General features: G+C 38.9%; 18 protein-coding genes and 3 pseudogenes. 8 read left to right on the top strand and 13 right to left on the bottom strand.

All coding sequences use genetic code 11. From position 1 onward, the window contains the following. Positions 1–196: 196 nt before the first annotated feature. Both GNP35_RS11595 and GNP35_RS11590 read right to left on the bottom strand, forming a co-directional pair. Positions 197–3,346, bottom strand: coding sequence for a TonB-dependent receptor (locus tag GNP35_RS11595; protein WP_155696264.1), 3,150 nt, complete (start codon positions 3,344–3,346; stop codon positions 197–199). Positions 3,347–3,397: 51 nt separating this feature from the next. Next, on the bottom strand, positions 3,398–4,234 hold the full coding sequence (locus GNP35_RS11590; RefSeq protein ID WP_196492504.1) for a S1/P1 nuclease: 837 nt from the start codon (positions 4,232–4,234) through the stop codon (positions 3,398–3,400). 260 nt (positions 4,235–4,494) lie between these two features. On the opposite strand from GNP35_RS11590, the gene GNP35_RS11585 reads away from it, so the two are divergent. Then, positions 4,495–5,382, top strand: coding sequence for a PhnD/SsuA/transferrin family substrate-binding protein (locus tag GNP35_RS11585; protein ID WP_155696263.1), 888 nt, complete (start codon positions 4,495–4,497; stop codon positions 5,380–5,382). Continuing rightward, entirely contained in the window at positions 5,379–6,317 is a 939-nt protein-coding gene (locus GNP35_RS11580; protein ID WP_230961426.1) for a hypothetical protein, read from the top strand. The genes GNP35_RS11585 and GNP35_RS11580 overlap by 4 nt, the downstream gene beginning before the upstream one ends. Before the next feature lie 116 nt (positions 6,318–6,433). Here the strand turns inward: GNP35_RS11580 and GNP35_RS11575 are convergent, their stop codons facing one another. From GNP35_RS11575 to GNP35_RS15810, 6 genes and pseudogenes are all read right to left on the bottom strand, one after another. Next, positions 6,434–7,006, bottom strand: coding sequence for a hypothetical protein (locus tag GNP35_RS11575; RefSeq protein WP_155696261.1), 573 nt, complete (start codon positions 7,004–7,006; stop codon positions 6,434–6,436). 15 nt (positions 7,007–7,021) lie between these two features. Continuing rightward, positions 7,022–8,194: a glutathionylspermidine synthase family protein gene (locus GNP35_RS11570; RefSeq protein ID WP_155696260.1), complete on the bottom strand. Its 1,173-nt coding sequence runs from the start codon at positions 8,192–8,194 to the stop codon at positions 7,022–7,024. A 2-nt stretch (positions 8,195–8,196) separates the two neighbouring features. Then, a complete protein-coding gene (locus GNP35_RS11565) occupies positions 8,197–8,841 on the bottom strand; it encodes a DUF1190 domain-containing protein (protein WP_155696259.1) in 645 nt (214 codons plus the stop codon). A 9-nt stretch (positions 8,842–8,850) separates the two neighbouring features. Then, positions 8,851–9,265 (bottom strand): annotated as a pseudogene (locus GNP35_RS11560) (DUF350 domain-containing protein). A gap of 92 nt (positions 9,266–9,357) precedes the next feature. Continuing rightward, complete coding sequence (locus tag GNP35_RS15815; RefSeq protein ID WP_230961425.1) at positions 9,358–9,882, bottom strand: MATE family efflux transporter; 525 nt, start codon at positions 9,880–9,882, stop codon at positions 9,358–9,360. A gap of 1 nt (position 9,883) precedes the next feature. Next, positions 9,884–10,705 (bottom strand): MATE family efflux transporter, encoded by an 822-nt coding sequence (locus tag GNP35_RS15810; RefSeq protein ID WP_230961424.1) that lies wholly within the window; start codon positions 10,703–10,705, stop codon positions 9,884–9,886. Positions 10,706–10,987: 282 nt separating this feature from the next. Between GNP35_RS15810 and GNP35_RS11550 the strand changes: the two genes are divergently transcribed. After that, entirely contained in the window at positions 10,988–11,224 is a 237-nt protein-coding gene (locus GNP35_RS11550; RefSeq protein WP_155696258.1) for a helix-turn-helix domain-containing protein, read from the top strand. Positions 11,225–11,247: 23 nt separating this feature from the next. Here GNP35_RS11550 and GNP35_RS11545 read toward each other — a convergent pair whose 3' ends face one another. The 5 genes from GNP35_RS11545 to GNP35_RS11525 form a co-directional block, all read right to left on the bottom strand. Further along, positions 11,248–12,585, bottom strand: a complete 1,338-nt coding sequence (locus GNP35_RS11545; RefSeq protein WP_155696257.1) for an AmpG family muropeptide MFS transporter — start codon at positions 12,583–12,585, stop codon at positions 11,248–11,250. 68 nt (positions 12,586–12,653) lie between these two features. Next, positions 12,654–12,977 carry a hypothetical protein gene (locus GNP35_RS11540; RefSeq protein WP_155696256.1) on the bottom strand — a complete coding sequence of 108 codons (324 nt, stop codon included), beginning with the start codon at positions 12,975–12,977 and terminating at the stop codon, positions 12,654–12,656. A gap of 220 nt (positions 12,978–13,197) precedes the next feature. After that, positions 13,198–13,707 (bottom strand): peptidylprolyl isomerase, encoded by a 510-nt coding sequence (locus GNP35_RS11535; protein ID WP_230961423.1) that lies wholly within the window; start codon positions 13,705–13,707, stop codon positions 13,198–13,200. A 17-nt stretch (positions 13,708–13,724) separates the two neighbouring features. After that, a complete protein-coding gene (locus GNP35_RS11530) occupies positions 13,725–13,937 on the bottom strand; it encodes a YajG family lipoprotein (RefSeq protein ID WP_155696255.1) in 213 nt (70 codons plus the stop codon). Between the two features lie 330 nt (positions 13,938–14,267). After that, a complete protein-coding gene (locus tag GNP35_RS11525; RefSeq protein ID WP_155696254.1) occupies positions 14,268–15,464 on the bottom strand; it encodes a methyltransferase in 1,197 nt (398 codons plus the stop codon). Between the two features lie 44 nt (positions 15,465–15,508). Between GNP35_RS11525 and GNP35_RS11520 the strand changes: the two genes are divergently transcribed. From GNP35_RS11520 to GNP35_RS11500, 5 genes and pseudogenes are all read left to right on the top strand, one after another. Continuing rightward, positions 15,509–16,174, top strand: a complete 666-nt coding sequence (locus GNP35_RS11520) for an alpha-ketoglutarate-dependent dioxygenase AlkB family protein (RefSeq protein WP_155696253.1) — start codon at positions 15,509–15,511, stop codon at positions 16,172–16,174. Positions 16,175–16,234: 60 nt separating this feature from the next. Then, a pseudogene (locus GNP35_RS11515) lies at positions 16,235–16,563 on the top strand (BolA/IbaG family iron-sulfur metabolism protein). A 55-nt stretch (positions 16,564–16,618) separates the two neighbouring features. Beyond that, entirely contained in the window at positions 16,619–17,158 is a 540-nt protein-coding gene (locus GNP35_RS11510; RefSeq protein WP_330997803.1) for a TRAP transporter small permease subunit, read from the top strand. Between the two features lies 1 nt (position 17,159). After that, positions 17,160–18,525: pseudogene (locus GNP35_RS16590) on the top strand (TRAP transporter large permease). A gap of 22 nt (positions 18,526–18,547) precedes the next feature. Then, positions 18,548–19,645 carry a TRAP transporter substrate-binding protein gene (locus GNP35_RS11500; protein ID WP_155696252.1) on the top strand — a complete coding sequence of 366 codons (1,098 nt, stop codon included), beginning with the start codon at positions 18,548–18,550 and terminating at the stop codon, positions 19,643–19,645. The last annotated feature ends 77 nt before the right edge of the window (positions 19,646–19,722 follow it).

The following is a 19,722-nucleotide window of genomic DNA, read 5'->3' as shown; positions in this document are numbered from 1 at the left end:
GTAGCGTATTAACGTCGTTTTTAACATTTGAATTGGCACACGCCGTGATTCCAAGCGTTATAGCGGCAATGGTGAACAGTTTATTAATAGCATTGTTCTTCAAAAGATTTCTCCATAAACATTTATGCATGAGTAAAATACAAAAATGCCCGCCTATAAAATAGGCAGGCATCTTATTTTAGCAAGTAATTATAAATTAAAAGCTATATTTAACACCAACTTTCATTGACCAAGAAGATTGTTCAACTTCGAAGTTATCGTAGTTGTTAGTGTTAACACCACCAAAACGGTTCTGAAGTAGATACTTACCTTGGTCATTTGTTTCTAAGTCAAATAGAGGTTGTTGTGGGAAATTCATATTATAAATTTTACCCCAATCATCATTCAATAAGTTAGCAAAGTTATCAATGATGAAGTACAACTGGCCTTTATGACCGTCAACTAAACCAGGAAGTTCCTGAGTAATTGCCAAGTCCATGTTCGTAGTCCATGGTTGGTTACCAACATACTTAGGAATAACGCCACCCGCATACTGAGTTACACCAGCAGCTTCCATAAGTGCATAAGTTTCTTCATAGCTTACGCTTGAGAAGTCAAAGTTTGCATCGTTTGGACCAGTTGGTAATTCAGGTAGGTATGTGCCTGCACGGTAGAAACGCGATTGGTCACCAAAGTCTCTATCGTTATAAAGACCTAATGTCCAAGAGAACGGCTTGCCAGACTTACGCTCGTAGAATAAGTTGAATGAAGTTTCATAACCTTCAAACAGCTCAGTTTCGTAGCCTAAGTTAAGAACAAAACGGTGCTCAACTTCATAGTAAGCACGGCCCATTTCTGGGTTGTTACGGTTTGTTGTAACTTCATACTGGAAGTTTGATGTTGCTGTTGAGCTTGTACCAGGGTTCACTTCATCAATATTTTGATTAGTGTAAGACATATTTAGTGATACGCCATTATCCCACTTTTTGTTTAATGCAGTTGATAAGAGACGGCTGTAACCGCCTTTATCTATGTTTGTTAACTGTAGGTCGTAACGGTCACGGTTATCCCAACGGTTTTCATACACGATACGTTCGTTACCGATTCGCTCACCAGAGTCTACACGAGCTTCGTCTATCCAGTATGCAGAGTTTTCGCGTTCAACAAATGTAAATTCTGTGAACCACTGGAAGTTGTCGCCAAGTACAGGAAGGTCAAACGTGTAGTCCGCTGACACTTGGTAACGCCAATCTGAAGGCATTTCGAAGCCTTTAGCGATTGTATTCGTATTACCATTACCTGGTACTAAAGAATCTTGCAGAGTTTGAGGTACTTGACCAAACATTACTTGTGAAGGATCTGCGATTACAGCATTTTGAGCGTCTTCTGTTGAAGAAATCAACGTAACACCATCGTTTGTGTATGCGTTAGAAACCCAAACTAAAGGCATGCCACCTGAGAATCGACCAACGCCACCGCGAACAGTTAAGTCGTCGTTTACAGTCCACTCAAGACCGATACGAGGAAGGAAAATATCCGCGCCATCTAAGTTTTCTTGGTTGTCATAACCATATTCGTTTAGATAGTTTTGGTTTAAAGTTGGCTCGTCTTTAACTGATAGACGCTCATAACGAACACCAGCAGTTAACATTACGTCGTCCATGATTTCAGTGTTAACTTCACCGTATAGCGCGTATTGTGTAGACTCAACAGAAAACGCTAGGTCTTGCATGTCGTTTGTAAATGCGTTGTCATAAGCAATCGACGCAGGTACTTTATTTTCGAAGTCTTCTAATGAATCAAAAGTCCAAGTCCCTGATGCATGACGAGCATAAAGGTTGTAATTTTCTACATTTTCAACTTCTAAACCAAACTTATACTCTAAGTCGCCTACTAAGTATAAACCGTGGAAACCAAAGCTTAATGTTTCGTTAGAAAGTTCATTACCGTGACGGTTTTCATCTTGACCAGCAACAACAGTACCACCGTCTAAGCGAACATTGATTTCACCTAAGTCAGATGCTGTGTTTGATGCTTGTACGTAGTCTTTATATGCAAAGTTGAACTCAGTAGAGAAGTCTGCATTCCAATCAGAGAAAAGGTGACCAGTTAGGATCTCAGTATCAGAGTCTTGCGACCAAGCGTTAGACGCTAAATTTACTGTACCGTCACTGTTTGTATAGTTACGAGCCGCTGAGTTTTCTTGAGTGCTGTATGTTAAGTCAGCTCGGTGATCATCATTGATGTTCCAATCAAGCTTAAGTAATAGCTTTTTGTCGCTATCTGGAGCAGGCGCAGCGCCCATTGAATCAGAGATTCCGTAAGTATTTTGAAGAGCGTCAATTACGCTTTGTACTTGCCCTGTTGTAAGGTTATGACCAGCAAGTGTTGCTGGGTTGAATGTTACAGGAACATCTTTTTCCCACTCTTCATAAGAAGCAAAGAAAAATAGTTCATCTTGAATTAATGCGCCACCAAGAGCTGCACCAAATGTCATTTCTTCATTTTCTAATGAGTCTTTGTCAAACTCAACCGTCTCGTATTCACCTTCACGACGGTTAAATGACTGTTCATCAGTTGCAGAACCGTTAAATGGTACTCGCTCGTAAAATACAGAGCCAGACAAATCGTTAGTACCAGACTTAGTTACTACGTTAATAGTACCGCCTGAGAATTTTGCAGCACGTGCATTAAACGGTGCAAATTCAATGCTAACTTGGTCAACCGCGTTTAAAGAAACCGGTGGACGCTGAGCAGGGTAACCGTTTGAGTTAAGGCCGAATGTATCGTTTACGCCAACACCGTCAACTGTTAGTGAGTTGTACTTAGGGTTTGAACCAGCAACACTCAATTGAGTACCAGATGCATCAACAACCGCTAGAGGGTTAGAGCGAACGATATCTTTAAGGTCACGGCTAACTGTTGCTGCTTTAGCAATGTCATCAGAAGTAAATACAGAGCTAGAACCAGAGTTAGCAAAAAAGTTTGCAGAACCAGTTACTGTAATTTTTTCGATGCTGCTGCTTGTTTCAAGCTTTGCAGAAAGGTCTAAAATGTCATTAAGTTCAAGGTATACGTTTTCGTATACTTTACCTTGGAAACCTTCAGAAGCGATAGTTACCATGTATGGACCACCAACGCGAAGACCACGGGCACGGTATGCACCTTCTTCGTTAACCGTTACTTCTTTTACGCTACCAGATGGTACGTGTAAGAAAGTAATAGTTGCGTTGTTAACAGATTGGCCTGCAACTGTCTGAATTGTACCGCGAACAGCCGTTGAAGTTTCAGCCGCATTAACGGTAGCCGTACCTAAAGCAGCTGTTACAGCTAGTGCTAGAGCGCTATGTTTAATGACATTTTTCATTGTCTTTTCCTGGTTGTTGTTTTGTTAAAATTAAAAATTGTTGTTTTATTATTATTTTATCTTTACGCCGTTTTTGCCTACTTTTACATTAGGATCAAAAATTGCGTTTAAAATACCAGCCAATCGAATTCCGCCTTTGCGCAATTGGTCTTTAACTGTTGGCATATGTCTATAGATATAGTCATATGAAAATTCGCCGTCTTTTATGTCGTAAACATCGTCACGAAGATTAAAAGATTCAACAACCCAATCTCTTGGTTGAGTTGAAACATAATTAGACACAAGTTTTGTGTCAGTTGTATTAATGAATCGTGCAAATTCGGTAAAAGATAAATTTTGGCTTTCAATTAGTTTTGTGTCCCACAAAGTGTGCAGGTTCATTTTCTCTCTGAAAAACTCAACTTGAATAGTATTGCCGCCTTTATCTTCGGCACGACCAACATGCAGAGGCATGTGCAAGTCACCAACTAAATGTGTTAGGAAACGTAGGTAAAATTCTTTTTCTTGTTGTTTTGATTTTGGAGAGGAGAGAACGTCTATTGCTTTGCAGATACCGGTGTATACATCTTTAACTTCATCTTCGAACTTGTATGTATCAGGTTTGAAATCATCAATCGTATTTAAACTAATATAATGCCACTTAGTTCGAGACCACCATTTTTTGTCTGGTGATGAGCGCATTTCGTCTGCCCATGTTGTTACTTCTGGAAGGTGGTCGCCACTGAGTAACTTTTCTATAGCTTGTTTAGTTACTGGGGTTAAATGCCACTCGGCAATTTGACCAATAATACGATGACCATTTTGGCCATAAGCTGCAGCATTGTTTGAGACCGCTAACAGCATTATAGACGCTAGTGTTGTAAATAGCACAAGCTTAAAATTCTTCATTTATTAATTTCCGTTTCTACTTTTGTAATGTAATTGTAAAAATTGAGCTGGTCAAATATCAACCACAATCTCTCTGAAACTGTCGCTATTATGCTTGTTTTTTAAATATTAGAAAGGATATGTTGGGATTCATAATTACATGTTAATAAAGCAATAAAAACAATGGGTTACAATTAATGAGTAAAATTACTTAAAACAATAAGTAAATAAGGATAGAATAAATTTGTAGCGTAATGCAGGGTTTAGAGGAATTTGAAAAAATGCACTTGCTTTTATCCAAATTAAATAAGAGTTGGTATGTCACCTTTTTTATAGGTGCTTGTGTTGTTGTTTGGATGACAGCCAAGTTACATACAGACAGCCAAATAGTGCCATTGTCGCCATTAATAGAGACCTCAATAGACTGCTCAACACAGTCAAAAAACAATAAAAGAAGTTTTGTTATATATAGCGGTGGTGAAACAAGCTCTCTTTTGTTAAATGAGATTGCCTGCGCAGATCCAATAATTAATAGACAGTATGGCGAGGTTTCTTCTTACTGGGGAGTAAGCGATGTTAATACGATTAGAATGTTAGGTAATGGCAAAGCAGACTTAGCGTTAGTTAAAGAAAATATTATGTCCGCACTTAAAGCTGAAGACACTCATGGTTATAAAAAGGTGGCTTATTATCCTAATTATAAAACCTACCTAATTTCACTTTATGAAAAACCAGTATTAACAAAAGAGTATTTCCTGGATAAAACCATAGGCTTAGTCGATTACCCAACTAGTCGCTCAGGTCATATAGTACCTAAAAAGCTGTTTACGGAGCTTGGCTTAACGCTGAGTCGTATGAATATCGTTTATGCAAGCTCACATAATGAATTGCGAGAAATGTTGACCGCTGGCAAGGTTGATATCATATCTTCATATTGGCAATCAGAAGATCAAGAAAAGCTTTCCCGAAACTATATAACAAGTATTGCCGATTCAGTCTCAGGAACGTCGTGGTATTTAAGACTCGCTAAACAAAATGAGGACTTATTGTGCGCCTCGCAACGATTTTTAAAGGACTTTGCATCCCAACAAGAGTCCTCTTACTATCAAAAACTTACCTTAGTTAAAAGTAACTGCTCTAGTGCTGAAAAGAATGAAGGGGAGTTATGATGAGGAAGTTAAATAAATTATTTATGAATTCTATTAAGCTTCAAGCGGTAAGTACCTTTTTAGTTAGCTTAGTCTTGTTCTCCATTGTGCACCAAGCAAGTGTTGCTATGAGTCATTTAAAGCATGTGGCTGTTACTAAACAATATGTATTACAGAGAGTTGCCCTAGACTTGCCTATTATTCCAATTAAAAGAGAGTGGCTTAATGAATCAGGCGATAGTCAAGAAGTTCAAAATTACATAAACAGCCTTAATGAAGCAATTGACAAATACCAGTGGCCACTTAAAGTTACATTTATAGGGCCTAAAAAGCCTGTCGCTGATTATGAGGAGCTGTCTTCCGCTGAGCAAAGTGTCTACATTTCCTTTAAAGAAAAAGCGTTTCCATTGCTCCACAGCCTTAGTGCAGTACCAATGTTATTTGCTCTGTTTTTCACGTGGTTATTAGTCTTCCGACAACATTTGATGCAACACCACAAGCCATTGGAACAAAAAGTGACTAACTCCCCATTATTGTTAACCATTGATCTTCGAAGTAAGTTACTCATTAATGCTCGTATTCAAAAAGAAACGGCGTTATCTAACAAGCCGCTTTGTTTTTATTGTGCGTTGGTTGAGTATTGTATAGCTAACCCAGGTGTTAGTTTGAACATGAATAAGGACTTACCGGAAGAGTTTTTAGTATTAGCGCAGAAGTATTTTTATCGTTTGATAGAACTTGGGCATACGATTAGAAAGCGACCTAACTTTGAAAGTAACTTAGATAAAACGTTAAGTGAAATTAGAGCGGCATTAGAGGACGTTTTAGAGCAAGATATAAAGTCCAAAGAGATGCTAATACCTCCTAAGGCAATAGGGGAAGGGTCTCGCTCTAAGTTACATAGCTTTGGTTTGGGCGAAATTAATGAGAATATAGTAGAAATAGTCGGGAAATAAGTCGACGAAACAAAAAAGGCTTCATTTATTAAATTGAAGCCTTTTTATTATCTACAAGCCAGGTTGGTTAATAAGGTTAGCTAGTAAAGTTAGTGAATAGGGTTAACCAATTTTGGCTAGTTTCCTTTTTCAAGTTCTCTATCTAGTTCTTGTTGTGCTTTATACGCTTTAAACTCTTGGTATAAAACGCTTTCATCATTCATAGACAAATTCTTGTTACTTGCACTTACTAAACTTTTGAACAAACTCTCTGTTTTGTCAGGGCTCAATCCAGTTAAAACACATAATTGATTTTTGCCATTAAAGTTTGCGTAGCTTGTTTTTAATGGAGTGGCACCTACAAGTGCTTGGTTAGTTACTTGTTTAGATACTGAAGAGAACGTTGCACCAATAGCAGAGTTACCATCTACGTCTACTCGTTCTTGGAACGTTTTATCTAACGCTTTTACGCGAGTGCTAATTTGTTGAGCTAAGCCAACTCTAGCCAATGCTATGGCTTGTGCTTTGTCGATAGACATATTACCAGAACTTGAAACACACTCAGCATGCGCGATGCCGTTTTCAAGTGACGGGTTTAATACCCAGTCAGGAATGTTTTCATTAAGTACTTCTGGAGTCGGGTTTGAACTACATGCCGAGAGAGCAACTGTGATTGCTGCTGCCAAGGCCAATTTGATATTTTTTCTCATGTTAAATCCTTTCATCTAATTTAAAATAATATGCGGTACAAACCGACTTAAATCTTGTGTTATAGGCTGACTATCTTCTCGAATAGAGATGCCAGCCGCTTTATCATTTACCAACCAACTGCCTATAAGAGTGTAGTTGTCTCCAAACTTAGGCAACAGATGTTTTTCTTGGTATATATACCCTTCCTGACCGTATGGTCCATCTGACATGGTTGTCGCCTGCGTTCCATCAATAAAGCTAATATTAGCTCCCTCACGGGAGAAAATGGGTTTTTTTACCAAACTTTTGATACTTGAACTAAGAGAAAGTTCCTCTTCAAAATATGCAGGCAATAAGTTTGGGTGGTGTGGAAAGTGTTTCCAAAGCATAGGTAATATTGCTTTGTTAGAAATTAGACTCTTCCATGCAGGCTCTAGCCAAGCCATTTCCGTGTCTACTTTTAGCGAGTCACCAAAGGATTCGTTAAACATAAATTCCCAAGGATATAATTTAAACATCCAAGTGATAATTTGATCATCTAAGTCAGTATATTGCTGACCATTAGAGATACCAATGTCCTCTATATAAACAAATTTATTGGGTACACCAGCGGCTGACGCACAGTCTTGAAGGTACTGAACTGTCCCCCTGTCTTCATCGCTTTCTTTACAACAAGAGAAGTGCAATATGTGGCCAGGCTTGTTCAATAATAACTGCCTAAACCTATGAATTAGCTTGTCCTGAAGACTATTAAATTGATCACTTCTACGATGGAGAATAGTGGAATCTACGTTGTCTTCAAGCCACAGCCATTGCCAAAAACCAGTTTCATATACTGACGTTGGAGTATCGGCATTATTCTCGTATAACTTAGCAGGAGAGTGTCCATCGTAGGCAAAGTCTAGTCTTGAATACAAACTATCTTCTTTAGCCAACCAAGAATCTCGCACGAAATCCCACTTGTGTTCGGGAATACAAAACTTTGTCAGTAAGGACTCGTCTTTTACGACCCTATCAACTATATCAAGACACATTTGATGAATCTCTTCCGTCGGCGACTCAAGATCTTCTTCAATTTGCTTTAAGTTAAACTCGTAATAAGCACTTTCATCCCAATAGGCTTCACCGTGCATAGTATGAAATTTAAAACCTAGTTTCTCTGCAAGTTGTTGCCAATTTTGACGTTGTTTTATAGGGTGCCTGAACAAAATTAGCCGCCCCAACTGCGATTTCGATTGGTTGAACGTCTTTGATTTATTTTTACTTTTTGTGCTGCTACTTGGCCAAAGCCTCCGCGAGATACGGTTCTTGCGAAAGTCGGCTTAGGTTTTAATGAATTTTTTGGAACTTTAAAGGCCATTTTATTCATGGAGCCAAGCGCATTACCGTCCGCAAACATGTATTTATTATTAAATTTGGAGCCTTTTCGCTTGTATCCAAATACCGGTGTATAAGTACCACGATACTTGCGCTTTTTAGAGTCAAATAACGCATCTGCAATTAGGTAACCCGCCATCAATGGGAAAAAGTAATTTGTATCATTATCTTGATAGCAGTTTTCTGCTCCAAATTCCCATTCGCAGTCTTGCTCATTAAAAAAGCTTGGGCCTGTTCGCTGCGCTTCTTCTAGAGCTTCTTGGTAGGCGACTTCGCATTGTTGGAAGTCTAAGCTGGTATCGGCAACACAATCTTCTACCGTATTGGCAACAATGGCGGTGTAGTCAGGCTCACCACAACCAGAAAGTAGTAAACCAGTTAACCCTAAATATAATGGTCGAGTAAGTTGACGCCCAGTATTACTAAGTCCATCAAAATTAGCGGCATTAGGAAGGAGAGTTATTTTACTTCTCTTCATCGTAACTCCTTAGTAACTCATGCAAGCAGCATTTAATAAGCCAATTGCAATGCTCGTTGCACCTAATACAACACCCGCACTAATTTCATTTTGCTCAATTCGTTCTACAATTTTAGGCATGAAAATAAAGCGAAACCACTGCAAATGCGAGGCATTGTGCAATTAAGGCAATAACGCCCCACGTTGCGAAATCTAAAAGAGAAACAGAATTACTTGCTGCACTTGCTAAAGCAATAGCAAAACCTATGATTGCGCCACCAAAACCTATAGAAGCCGCAACGTTTTGTTGGTCTTTTATCAGAGTCCACTCGTCATGTGGTGTGACTATTGTATAAACAAATTTGAATAGCATTAGAAAAACTAAACTAATGCCAAAATATAAAGCAAAATTGCCAATAGCAATTAAAATATCAGGGGTTTCCATTAAACATCCTCAAGCAAAATCAATTTATTCGTAATTGCTTTCACTTTAATAGATAGCTTAACTAGGGTCAAAATATAAAAGGTTTCAAAACTTTACGACGTTAGGTTTTTCATCCAACGTTTATTCTTTACTCGCCATGCAAACATGAATATTTTACAAAACTCTTCTGAGTACATAATTACAACAACCCAAAAAAATGACAATTGCCAATAGAATGCCGCCAGCCATACTAACGGAATGCTAATTAGCCACATACAAATTGTGTCAGTGAGTAAGCAGAAGCGATTGTCGCCGCCAGCTCTAAGAATACCCATTGCTAATGTCATGTTTATAACTTTTAGCCAAGCTAAGCCGCCCACGATATAAAAAATAGACTTGGCCAGCAGTCGAGTTTGTTCTGATATCCCTTCATAAGGAGATAACACAATATCATTAAATAGGATTAGCAAACCGCCCATCAGCAAAGCTACAAAAGGGCCTAAAACAGAAAAAATCTTGGCCATGCTCCAAGCTTCATCTAATTGATTGGCACCTAAATGCTGACCCACCACAATAGAACATGCCGAGGCGATACCAAAAAATATGGATAGAAATATGCCTTCAACAGGAAGGAGCATACTAATAACTGCGAGTTTCTGTTGTGCCTATACGCCCAAAGATAAGTTGGTAGGTAAAAGAACCAAGTGACCAAATACCAAAACTGAACATCATAGGGAGAACTAAACTTAGTAATTTCTGCCAATGCAATTTTACTTTTAGGAAATCAAAATCATTTAAAGAGATGTGCAATATATGTCGTTGAGATTGTAGAAAAGTAACCAGTGCAATTAACTGAAATAGACGAGAGATAGACGTTGCCCATGCCGCGCCAGCAACACCAAGTGCGGAAATACCAAGGCCACCATTAATGAGCCAATAGTTGAGTACAACGTTTAATATGATAGAAATGGCACTGAAAACGAGCGGTATCTTTACTTGGTTTATACTTCTTAGTGCATTCTCGAATATTTGAATAATGGCAACAAAGACCATGCTAGGCATTGTGATCCAGAGGTAAGTTTCACCTAATGCAATAACTATAGGGTCTAGGCTACCCAAGCCCATTACATCGTCTGACAAGTAATACGCAGCAACAATTACAGGAATCAGTGCAATAAAAGAGTAACAAATAGCGATAATAATAGTGCCACGAATTTTATCGCCATTACCGGCTCCGTGATACTGCGCAGATAGAATACCGACGGCCCAGCTTAGGCCCATGATAATGACCATTACTACAAAAAGTACACGATTTCCCAACCCTACTGCAGCAATGGCTTCATCACCCAAATGACTAACCATCATCACATCAATCATACTTAAAAAAGTAACCAACATACTTTGCAATGATATAGGCCAAGCAAGTTTTAGGGTTTTACGTAGTTGTGGGTTTTTAGTCATAAAAATGAACCTCTGAATAGAGCGCGCAGAATGCCTGTTTTATCTTAATTTGTCGATAAGAGAAAACCTGAATGACAACGTATTCCATATGACAAATATATTACAAGCGTATATTAATGTGGTTATTAAATTCCATTTAAAACAGTATCTTATAAAAAGTGTTAGGAAACGTTAACAGACAGTTGATGGGCCTCTATTGCTGTGTTACTAATATACTCTGCTGATATGGGAGTGTCAGTCGGGGTTAAAATTAAAAATTGTATATAAATGGGAGTAGTAACTATGATGAACGGTAGCGTTTCATCTGACGAAAATAAAATTTTAATGGCGTGGCTTAAAGTTAAACGTAAAGAAAAAGGCCACACCATGCGAACGTTGTCTCAAATTATTGGGACCCCACACTCATTTGTGGGTAAAGTCGAAAATCAAGAACGCCGTTTAGACATCATAGAGTACGTCAGATATTGCAAAGCGCTTGATATTGATCCTTTGGAAGGTTTAAAAAAGATCGCTCAATAGTATTTCAGACAAAAACGGCATGCTTATGCATGCCATTTTTGTTTTATTAAAATAACGAGAGCAATGATCGTTGGCAAACCTAATAAAGCTGTGAGTGTAAAAAAGTTAGTGTAACCAATACTTTCAAGCCACACCCCTGAAAACCCACCAATAGACTTTGGCAGTAACAACATTGCAGAGCTTAGCCAAGCATACTGAGTTGCAGTAAACTCCTTGTTAGTTAATGAGCTTAAAAACGCTATTAATGCCGCCATAGCAATGCCAGCACTTAGATTATCAATAGATATAACCACGGTTAGTAGTTCAGTGCTGTGGGAAGACTGTGAAAGCACTACAAACAAAAGGTTTGTGACTGCTGATAATATGGCGCCAGCAAGAAGTATTGGCAAAATACCAAAGCGATTTATTAAACCACCGGCAAAAAAAGCGCCGAGTAGGGTCATTATTACACCAAATACTTTAGAGATAGCCGCTATCTCTTGTTTTGTGTAACCCATATCGACGTAAAAAACATTGGCCATTACGCCCATTACAATGTCCGAAACTCTGTAGGTTGCAATTAGTACTATGAGTAATAAAGCGTGGGTGCGATAGCGCGATATTAAATCCAGTACAGGATCAATAAATGCTACTTTAAACTTTTCAATTGGGGTTTGCTTAACTGAGTTAGGCGAAGAAATAGTATTTGTTGGTGTGGGCTCTGGCGAAGTAAGCGTAATAAACATGGTGCTTGCCATTAAACCAGCCATTATGAAGTAGCTAGACTGCCAAGCGTTGAAGTCGTAGTTCTGAGCCGATTCAAATAGGGCGGTAAAGTAAAGGACACCCGCTGTGGCCACGATCATTGCTAGTCGATAACCAATCATGTAAGCCGCTGCCATCGCAGCTTGTTGCTTATCATCGCCTGACTCGATTCTATAGGCATCAATGACAATATCTTGGGTAGCAGAAGAAAATGCCACACATACTGCCGCAATGGCCATTACAAAAAGGTTATCCGCTGGGTTTGTTAGTGCCATTGCTGCAATGCTAAAAACTAAACAGCTTTGGCTCAGCAATAGCCAGCTTCTCCGACGCCCTAAAAGTTTATGCAGAATTGGCAGCTTGAATTTATCTACGGCTGGTGCCCAAATCCATTTTATTGCATAGGCCAGCGTTATCCAGCTAAAAAAGCCTATTGCACTTCGTTCGGCACCGGCTTCTCGCAACCAAAATGACAGTGAAGAAAATACCAACATAAGCGGTAGACCAGCCGCAAAGCCAAAAGCAAATAGACGAATGACATTAAGCTGAAAGTAAACTTTAAATGAAGCCAGTAAATTTAATAGAGTTTGGGAATATGTTGAAAGTGCGGTGCTCAAAATAAAAATCGGCCTAAAAGTAAAACTAATAGGCCGATTGTTGTCAAGATTTTACCGAATATCAAGTGTTAAGGTCGAATGCCTGAACAAAAGTCAGGAAATCGACCATACCCTTGCAGGTAACTAATGCAGGAAACCATTTCATTTTTTAATTTTTCACTCGTCTGAATTTCAGATGAGCTCCAAAATGAAATCTGATGCAACAAATACCAAAATGCACTTTCCAACGGTGTTAGGCATGCTTCTTTAGCGTTAATTTGTGACCATTCCTCTATAGTATCCCAACAATATAAATCAACTTCTGAATCTTGAATCTCTCCATCCAATAATGCATTAGCGTAGTAGCTTAGCTGATCCGTTTTGTTGTGGATAAATCGGTGTGTTTTTACCACTTTAATCACCCCTATTTGTTATTTGTATTAGTAAAGGGTACGGTTTAACGATACTGCCTTTTTCGTTAAACCTAAGTCAGTATAGACACAAAAACCTATATGGACAAAATTTGAACGGAAATTATTTTTATTTCTTTCTTAGGATAATTAGGCCAGCCAAGCTCTTCGGAGTATTCACTGCCAATTTCTATCGCCTTTTCCAGTACTTCGAAACCTTCAACTACTTCGCCAAAACGGTGTAACCCCACTTTTTTCCTGGATTTAAACTGTCGTTATCCGCTAAGTTGAAAAAGAATTGGCTGGTTGCCGTATGTGGCTCATATTGCCTTGCCATAGAAATAGTGAACTGTTTGTTTTTTAATCCACTGCCCGACTCATTGATAATTTCCTTGAACTCTTTGACTTGAGAAACATCATCCATTTCTTTTTTATAACCACCACCTTGAAGCACAAACTCAGGCTCTAAACGATGGAAAATAGTACTGTCGTATCGCTTGGCAACAACATAACTTAAAAAGTTATCTACGGTAATTTGAGTTTTACTTCTATCAAGCTCAATGATTATCGAGCCGATGCTTGTTTCCATCTTTACTTTAGGAAAGAGATTATCAGGTTGTATGTATTCACCTCTTGGTACCTCACTTGAGTGAGATAAAGGAGATTGAACTGCAACTAGCAATAACGAACAGCACAGCAGAGCGTTAAACAGTGTGTTTAATCCTTTTTTCATTCAGTGAAACTCCTTGTTTAGCGGCTTAACGCTTTTTGAAACTCTTCATCTTGAAGCGTGCGTTCTAATAATGTGCTCAACATAAGGTTCATATTTTTAGTAACGTCTTCTTGGCTAAATTTCATTGGCCCGTCTTGGTTAATGCCCGTTTGATAACTCTTTTTCCATGTGCGGTTTGCTGACTCTAACGTCACGGTCCACTCAAGTACGGCTTCTGACTCAAAAGACATGGCGTACTGTTTATGTAGCTTGTAGCCGTCGTAATATCAAAGTTTAAGTTGTTTCGACCATTTGAACTTGTTTTTAAGGTGTTTTTTAGCCAAGGTGAAACTAGTTTCGTAATATTAGCCACTTCCATGAATTCGCTACTATTCACCATTGCCATGGCCTGTTGTGCGCGTGAATCGCTTACCGTGATGTTTTGACACTCATTAGTAGTTTTGGAGACATGGCGATTGGCGCTAATTTTACCGCCTGTTCAAATTGATTCGCACAGCCACCTAGTATTAACGTTAATAATGCTGCAGAGACTATATTTATTAGTTTTTCATTGTTCTACCTTATCTTTTATTTACGTTTTTATGTTGGCACATATATATAACAAATTTCGAGTTACTCGATAATACAGTAAAGCCACCAAATGTATCTTTTAACATCTTCTGGTAGGCGAGGTGTGTATTAGCAACAAGCAAGATTACGCCGTTACTTTTTAATACCGTTGCAGACTGCTTTATCATTTGCTCAGTAATATGAGTTGTGATGGTATTTTGCTGGTGAAATGGCGGGTTGCACAATATCAAATCCGCCGAATTATCAAGTTGTTGCGATAAACAGTCATCTTGACTGAAATTACATACATTTATCAATTCATTGGCATTGATTTCGACATTTTGTTGTACTGAATTTATTGCCATGTGTGACTCATCAGTGAAGATCATTTTAAAATCTAGATTTTGTTGTGATGCTTCGTCTGTGATTAATTCTTTAATGCGGTCTTTATTTTGTTGCAGATAACACAAACCTAGTAATCCGTTGCCACAACCTAAATCAATGACAGTGAAGTTATTATCCTGCTTTGTTAACAATGGTAAGTGATCCGCTAAAAAACGGCCACCAATATCAATTTGGTCTTTGCTAAAAACGTTGGCGTGTGAACGCAATACTAAATTTTGCTCTGGCCATTTGGCCTCAAACTTAGGTTTCAATAGATTGGCATCGTCTACTAATTTGTTGTGTTGCTTTTTAGCAAAGATCAACCGACTCTTTTTCTTAGCTAGGCTGCTAGAAACATCATCAAAATAACGCTCAAATAGCTTCATAACGGAAGTGGTTACAAGCGTTGTTTTACCGGTCGCAATAATGTCACAGTTTTCTTGGTACTGATTTATAGCCTGTAATTGGTGCTCCAGGTAAGCTAAGTTTTTAGTTAATTTGATAACAATAATTGAGGCTGCGGATGGTTTTTCTAAAGAGTTATAAACGATAGGCGAAACTTTTGAATTGTGTTCATGGTTGTATTCAATTGCCATTTTACTAACGTAAGAATCTACCACACAGCTTAGCGGAAAGTTATTTAAGGCTAGCGAAATTGCACCAAATAAGTCGTCATAAACTAAAATGTCAGGCAGAGGTAGAGTGTGCTGGTAGGTGTCGAGAACATGTTGCACCACTAAGTCATCAGAAACTGTCCCAGGCTTGTAAGGACTTGTCATGCTGATTAGGTGGATAACGATGTAACTCAAATTGAGTATTGGCAACTGTCCAGCTTGTATTCATAGCTCGCTCTTTGGTAAATTTGTTAATGGGTATTGTCCCACCGCTGGGGAGAGATGTAAATTTGCAAACAGACTTATTCAACGAATTAAATGATATAGAAGTTAAAAGTGAACATGCCATACCAGAATTAGTAAAACCTTGGTTGGAGTATGTTCCAGACTTTTTGTCTTTTATCGACGCCACTGAGCTCTACCAGCAACTTGAGCAACAATTGGATTGGCAACAACCTGAAATTGTTGTGTTTTCTAAACGACATCCTATTCCTCGGCTACAGTGTTGGCAATCCGATGAAGGAGTACAGTATCAGTATAGTGGGAAAGCCTTAAATGAAAACGCTTGGCACCCACTACTAGAAAGAGTCAGAGATCACATTCATGCGCAGCAAGGTGTATATTTTAATTCTGTATTGGTGAACTTTTATCGAAATGGCGAAGATAAAATGGGTTGGCATTCAGACGATGAACCTGAGTTAGGCCCAAACCCTATCGTGGCCAGTTTATCTTTAGGTGCTTCACGGACAATGCACTTTAAAGACAAAAAGACGAATCAAACTGCGGCGGTTGAGCTATCAAATGGTGCATTGTTGATGATGAAAGCCGGCATGCAACGTGCGTTCAAACATCAGGTTCCGTCTAGGAAAAAGGTACGGGAGGGCAGGATTAGCCTGACATTTCGTTACATTCATAGATAGACTCAAAGCCAAACTTTTGTTTTACTCTTTATTGAGCTGTTTATCAAAGGAATAAAAATAATGACGTCAGGTGTAATTGAACTAAAGATAATTGAAAAATTAACCAATACTTTTTTACCAGATATATTAGATGTGGTGAATGAAAGCAGTCAACACAATGTTCCAGAGGGTAGCGAATCGCATTTTAAAGTTGTTGTTATTTCCAAGACTTTTAAAGATCAAAAGTTAATCCAACGCCATAGAGCTATTAATAGTTGTTTAGCTGATGAGCTAAAAATGACATTCATGCACTGGCTATCCACACTTTTACACCTAAAGAGTGGCGAGAAACAACAGACGTACCACTGTCACCAAAGTGTCTAGGTGGGAGTAAATTCGACCGCGCTTAACCAAATATAATTCTATAAAAGCACGTTACCAATAATAAAAATAAGAGGTAAGTTTGTGGTATTTATTGAAAAGTTATCTGAGCAAGTAGGTAAAGCCGTAAGTTGGTTAACATTGCTAATGGTTATTTTAATGACGTTAGTTGTGACACTTAGGTATGGCTTTAACCTTGGCTGGATAGCGCTACAAGAATGTATTATATATCTTCATGCCGTAACGTTAATGTTAGGAATGTCTTATGTACTCAAACACGACAAACATGTTCGAGTAGACATTTTTTACAATAGATTTACGCCCCAAAAACAAGCTGTAGTAAACCTCGTTGGGCATTTATTACTGCTCATTCCTACCTGCTTATTCATTATTTATATTAGTTTTGATTACGTTGCGCAGTCTTGGCAATTTATGGAAGGGTCGCAAGAAGCGGGTGGCGTGCCTTTTGTGTACTTACTAAAAACGTTGATCATCGCAATGCCAATTTTATTGGTCACTCAAGCCATTTCAGACAGTGTTGTTAGCGTCAAAAAAATCAGGGCTAATGAACAACCTCAAGATGTGAACAAACAACCTCAAAATATTAACAACGGAGCTAATTAATATGGAATGGATGGCCATTTTGATGTTTGTCACCATTTGTTTGGTATTGCTATTGGGTTACCCAGTTGCATTTAGCTTAGCGGGCACCGCTCTTATTTTTGCCGGTATAGGCTCTTTAATGGGAGGTTTTGATACTTCACTTTTAATGGCATTGCCAAGTCGTATATATGGTGTGATGACCAATCAAACTTTATTGGCCGTACCGCTATTTGTTTTTATGGGGGTCATGTTAGAAAAGTCAAAAATAGCTGAAGACTTATTAACGAGCATGACTCAAGTGTTCGGGCGTTTGCCAGCAGGTTTAGGAATAGCCGTCACTTTAGTTGGGGCTCTAATGGCGGCTAGTACCGGCATTGTTGGAGCAACTGTTGTTACTATGGGTTTATTGGCACTGCCGTCCATGCAAAAAAATGGTTATAACGAGAGCTATTCAACCGGCGTAATTGCGGCAACAGGTACGTTAGGCCAAATTATTCCGCCGTCAATTGCGTTAGTTTTGTTAGGTGACGTGTTATCAAGTGCGTATCAGCAGTCTCAATTATCCCAAGGGATTTTTTCTCCAGAGACTATTTCTGTTGGGGACTTGTTTGCAGGAGCGTTAATACCTGGGCTTATTTTAGTGGCCATGTATTTGCTTTATTCATTAATGGTAGGACTGTTTAAACCTGAGTGGACACCGCCAGCGGACAAAACGAAACCAATTGAGTATTGGAGCCCTGATATCCAGTTTAGTCCCGCCTCTTGCCTTAATGGTGATTGTTTTAGGATCCATTCTGTTTGGAATCGCAACACCAACCGAAGCCGCTGGAATAGGCGCTTTTGGTGCCATCATTATCGCTATTCAGAAGAAACAGTTAAACCTAAGTACGCTCAAAACTGTGATGGAATCAACATTGACCGTTACTTCTATGGTGTTCTTAATTTTAATTGGCGCGTCAATATTTTCATTGGTGTTCAGAGGATTTGGTGGTGAAGAGCTAGTTCATTCACTCTTTACTGACATGCCAGGTGGAAAGGTCGGGGCAATTCTAACCGTCATGTTAGTTATTTTTGTTCTTGGTTTTATTTTAGATTTTATCGAAATTACATTTGTGGTCGTACCTTTAGTGGCGCCTGTTTTGTTTATGATGGGCGTAGACCCTATTTGGTTAGGCATAATGATAGCGATAAATCTGCAAACCTCGTTTTTAACACCTCCATTTGGTTTTGCTTTGTTTTATTTGCGAGGCGTGACGCCAAAGTCCATACCAACAAATAAGATATATAAAGGGGTTATCCCATTTATTCTCATGCAACTATTACTGCTGGTGATATTAGTCATTTGGCCGGAGCTCGCCACTATGCTGCCTGAGTATATTTACGGTTAAGATACTTTTAAAAGGAATGTTAATGAAAAAGTTAGTTAAGTTTTTGTCGCTAGCAACAATTGTCTCTTTGGGATTAATGGGCTGTGGTGGCAATGAAACACAGAACACAAGTACAACGGCAGAAGTAAAAAAATTGAATTGGAAGTTAGTCACAAGTTGGCCTAAAAACTTTCCAGGTCTAGGTACAGCTCCAGAGAACTTCGCAAAACTCGTAAACGAAATGAGTGGTGGCCGATTAACCATTAAAGTATATGGTGCCGGTGAAATTGTACCTGGCTTTCAAGTGTTTGACGCGGTATCTCAAGGAACCGCTGAAATGGGCCACGCAGCATCATATTACTGGAAAGGTAAAATGCCTGCTGCGCCAATTTTCACTGCCACACCTTTTGGTTTAAACGCCCAAGAAACGAATGGCTGGATTCATTACGGTGGTGGTTTAGAACTATGGCGTGAATTGTACGAACCGTTTGGCGTGATCCCATTTGCTGGTGGTAATACGGGCGTGCAATCTGCTGGCTGGTTTAAAAGAGAAATTAATAAGGTAGATGATCTTAAAGGCTTAAAAATGCGCATTCCTGGCTTAGGTGGTGAGGTACTACAAAAGCTTGGTGGTGTTCCGGTGGCGCTTACAGGCGGTGAAATCTTTACATCTTTGCAGTCTGGTGCAATTGACGCAACTGAATGGGTTGGTCCATATAATGACCTAGCGTTTGGTTTCCATAAAGTTGCTGAGCATTATTATGTTGCTGGTTGGCATGAGCCTGGCGCGATGCTTGAATTTACTGTAAATCAAAAAGCATTTAACGCCTTACCAAAAGATCTTCAAGCTATTGTTGAAGTAGCAACTCGTGCCGTTAACCAAGATATGTTGGATGAATATACCGTTAGAAATAACGCCGCGTTAGAGCAACTTCAAAACAAACATAATGTTGAACTTAAAACATTCCCAAGAGACGTTATGTTAGCGCTCAAAAACGCGAGTAAAGAGGTTATCGAAGAGCAAAAAGCTAACGATCCTACGTTTAATAAGATCATGAACTCGTATCAAGCGTTCCAAAAGCAAGTGACTCAATATCATAATTTGTCTGAGCTTGAGTATTACAATAATAGAAACCAATAATGCTGGCTAGTCAGATCTGTTAAACGTAAAAAGACAGGTACACTGACGCCAGTTTTTGATATCAAGCCAAAATGATT

This window comes from Psychrosphaera haliotis (assembly GCF_009728465.1).
GTDB lineage: Bacteria > Pseudomonadota > Gammaproteobacteria > Enterobacterales > Alteromonadaceae > Psychrosphaera > Psychrosphaera haliotis.
The sequence above is the reverse complement of the archived record's forward strand: the minus strand, read 5'-3'. Positions and strand labels throughout refer to the sequence as shown.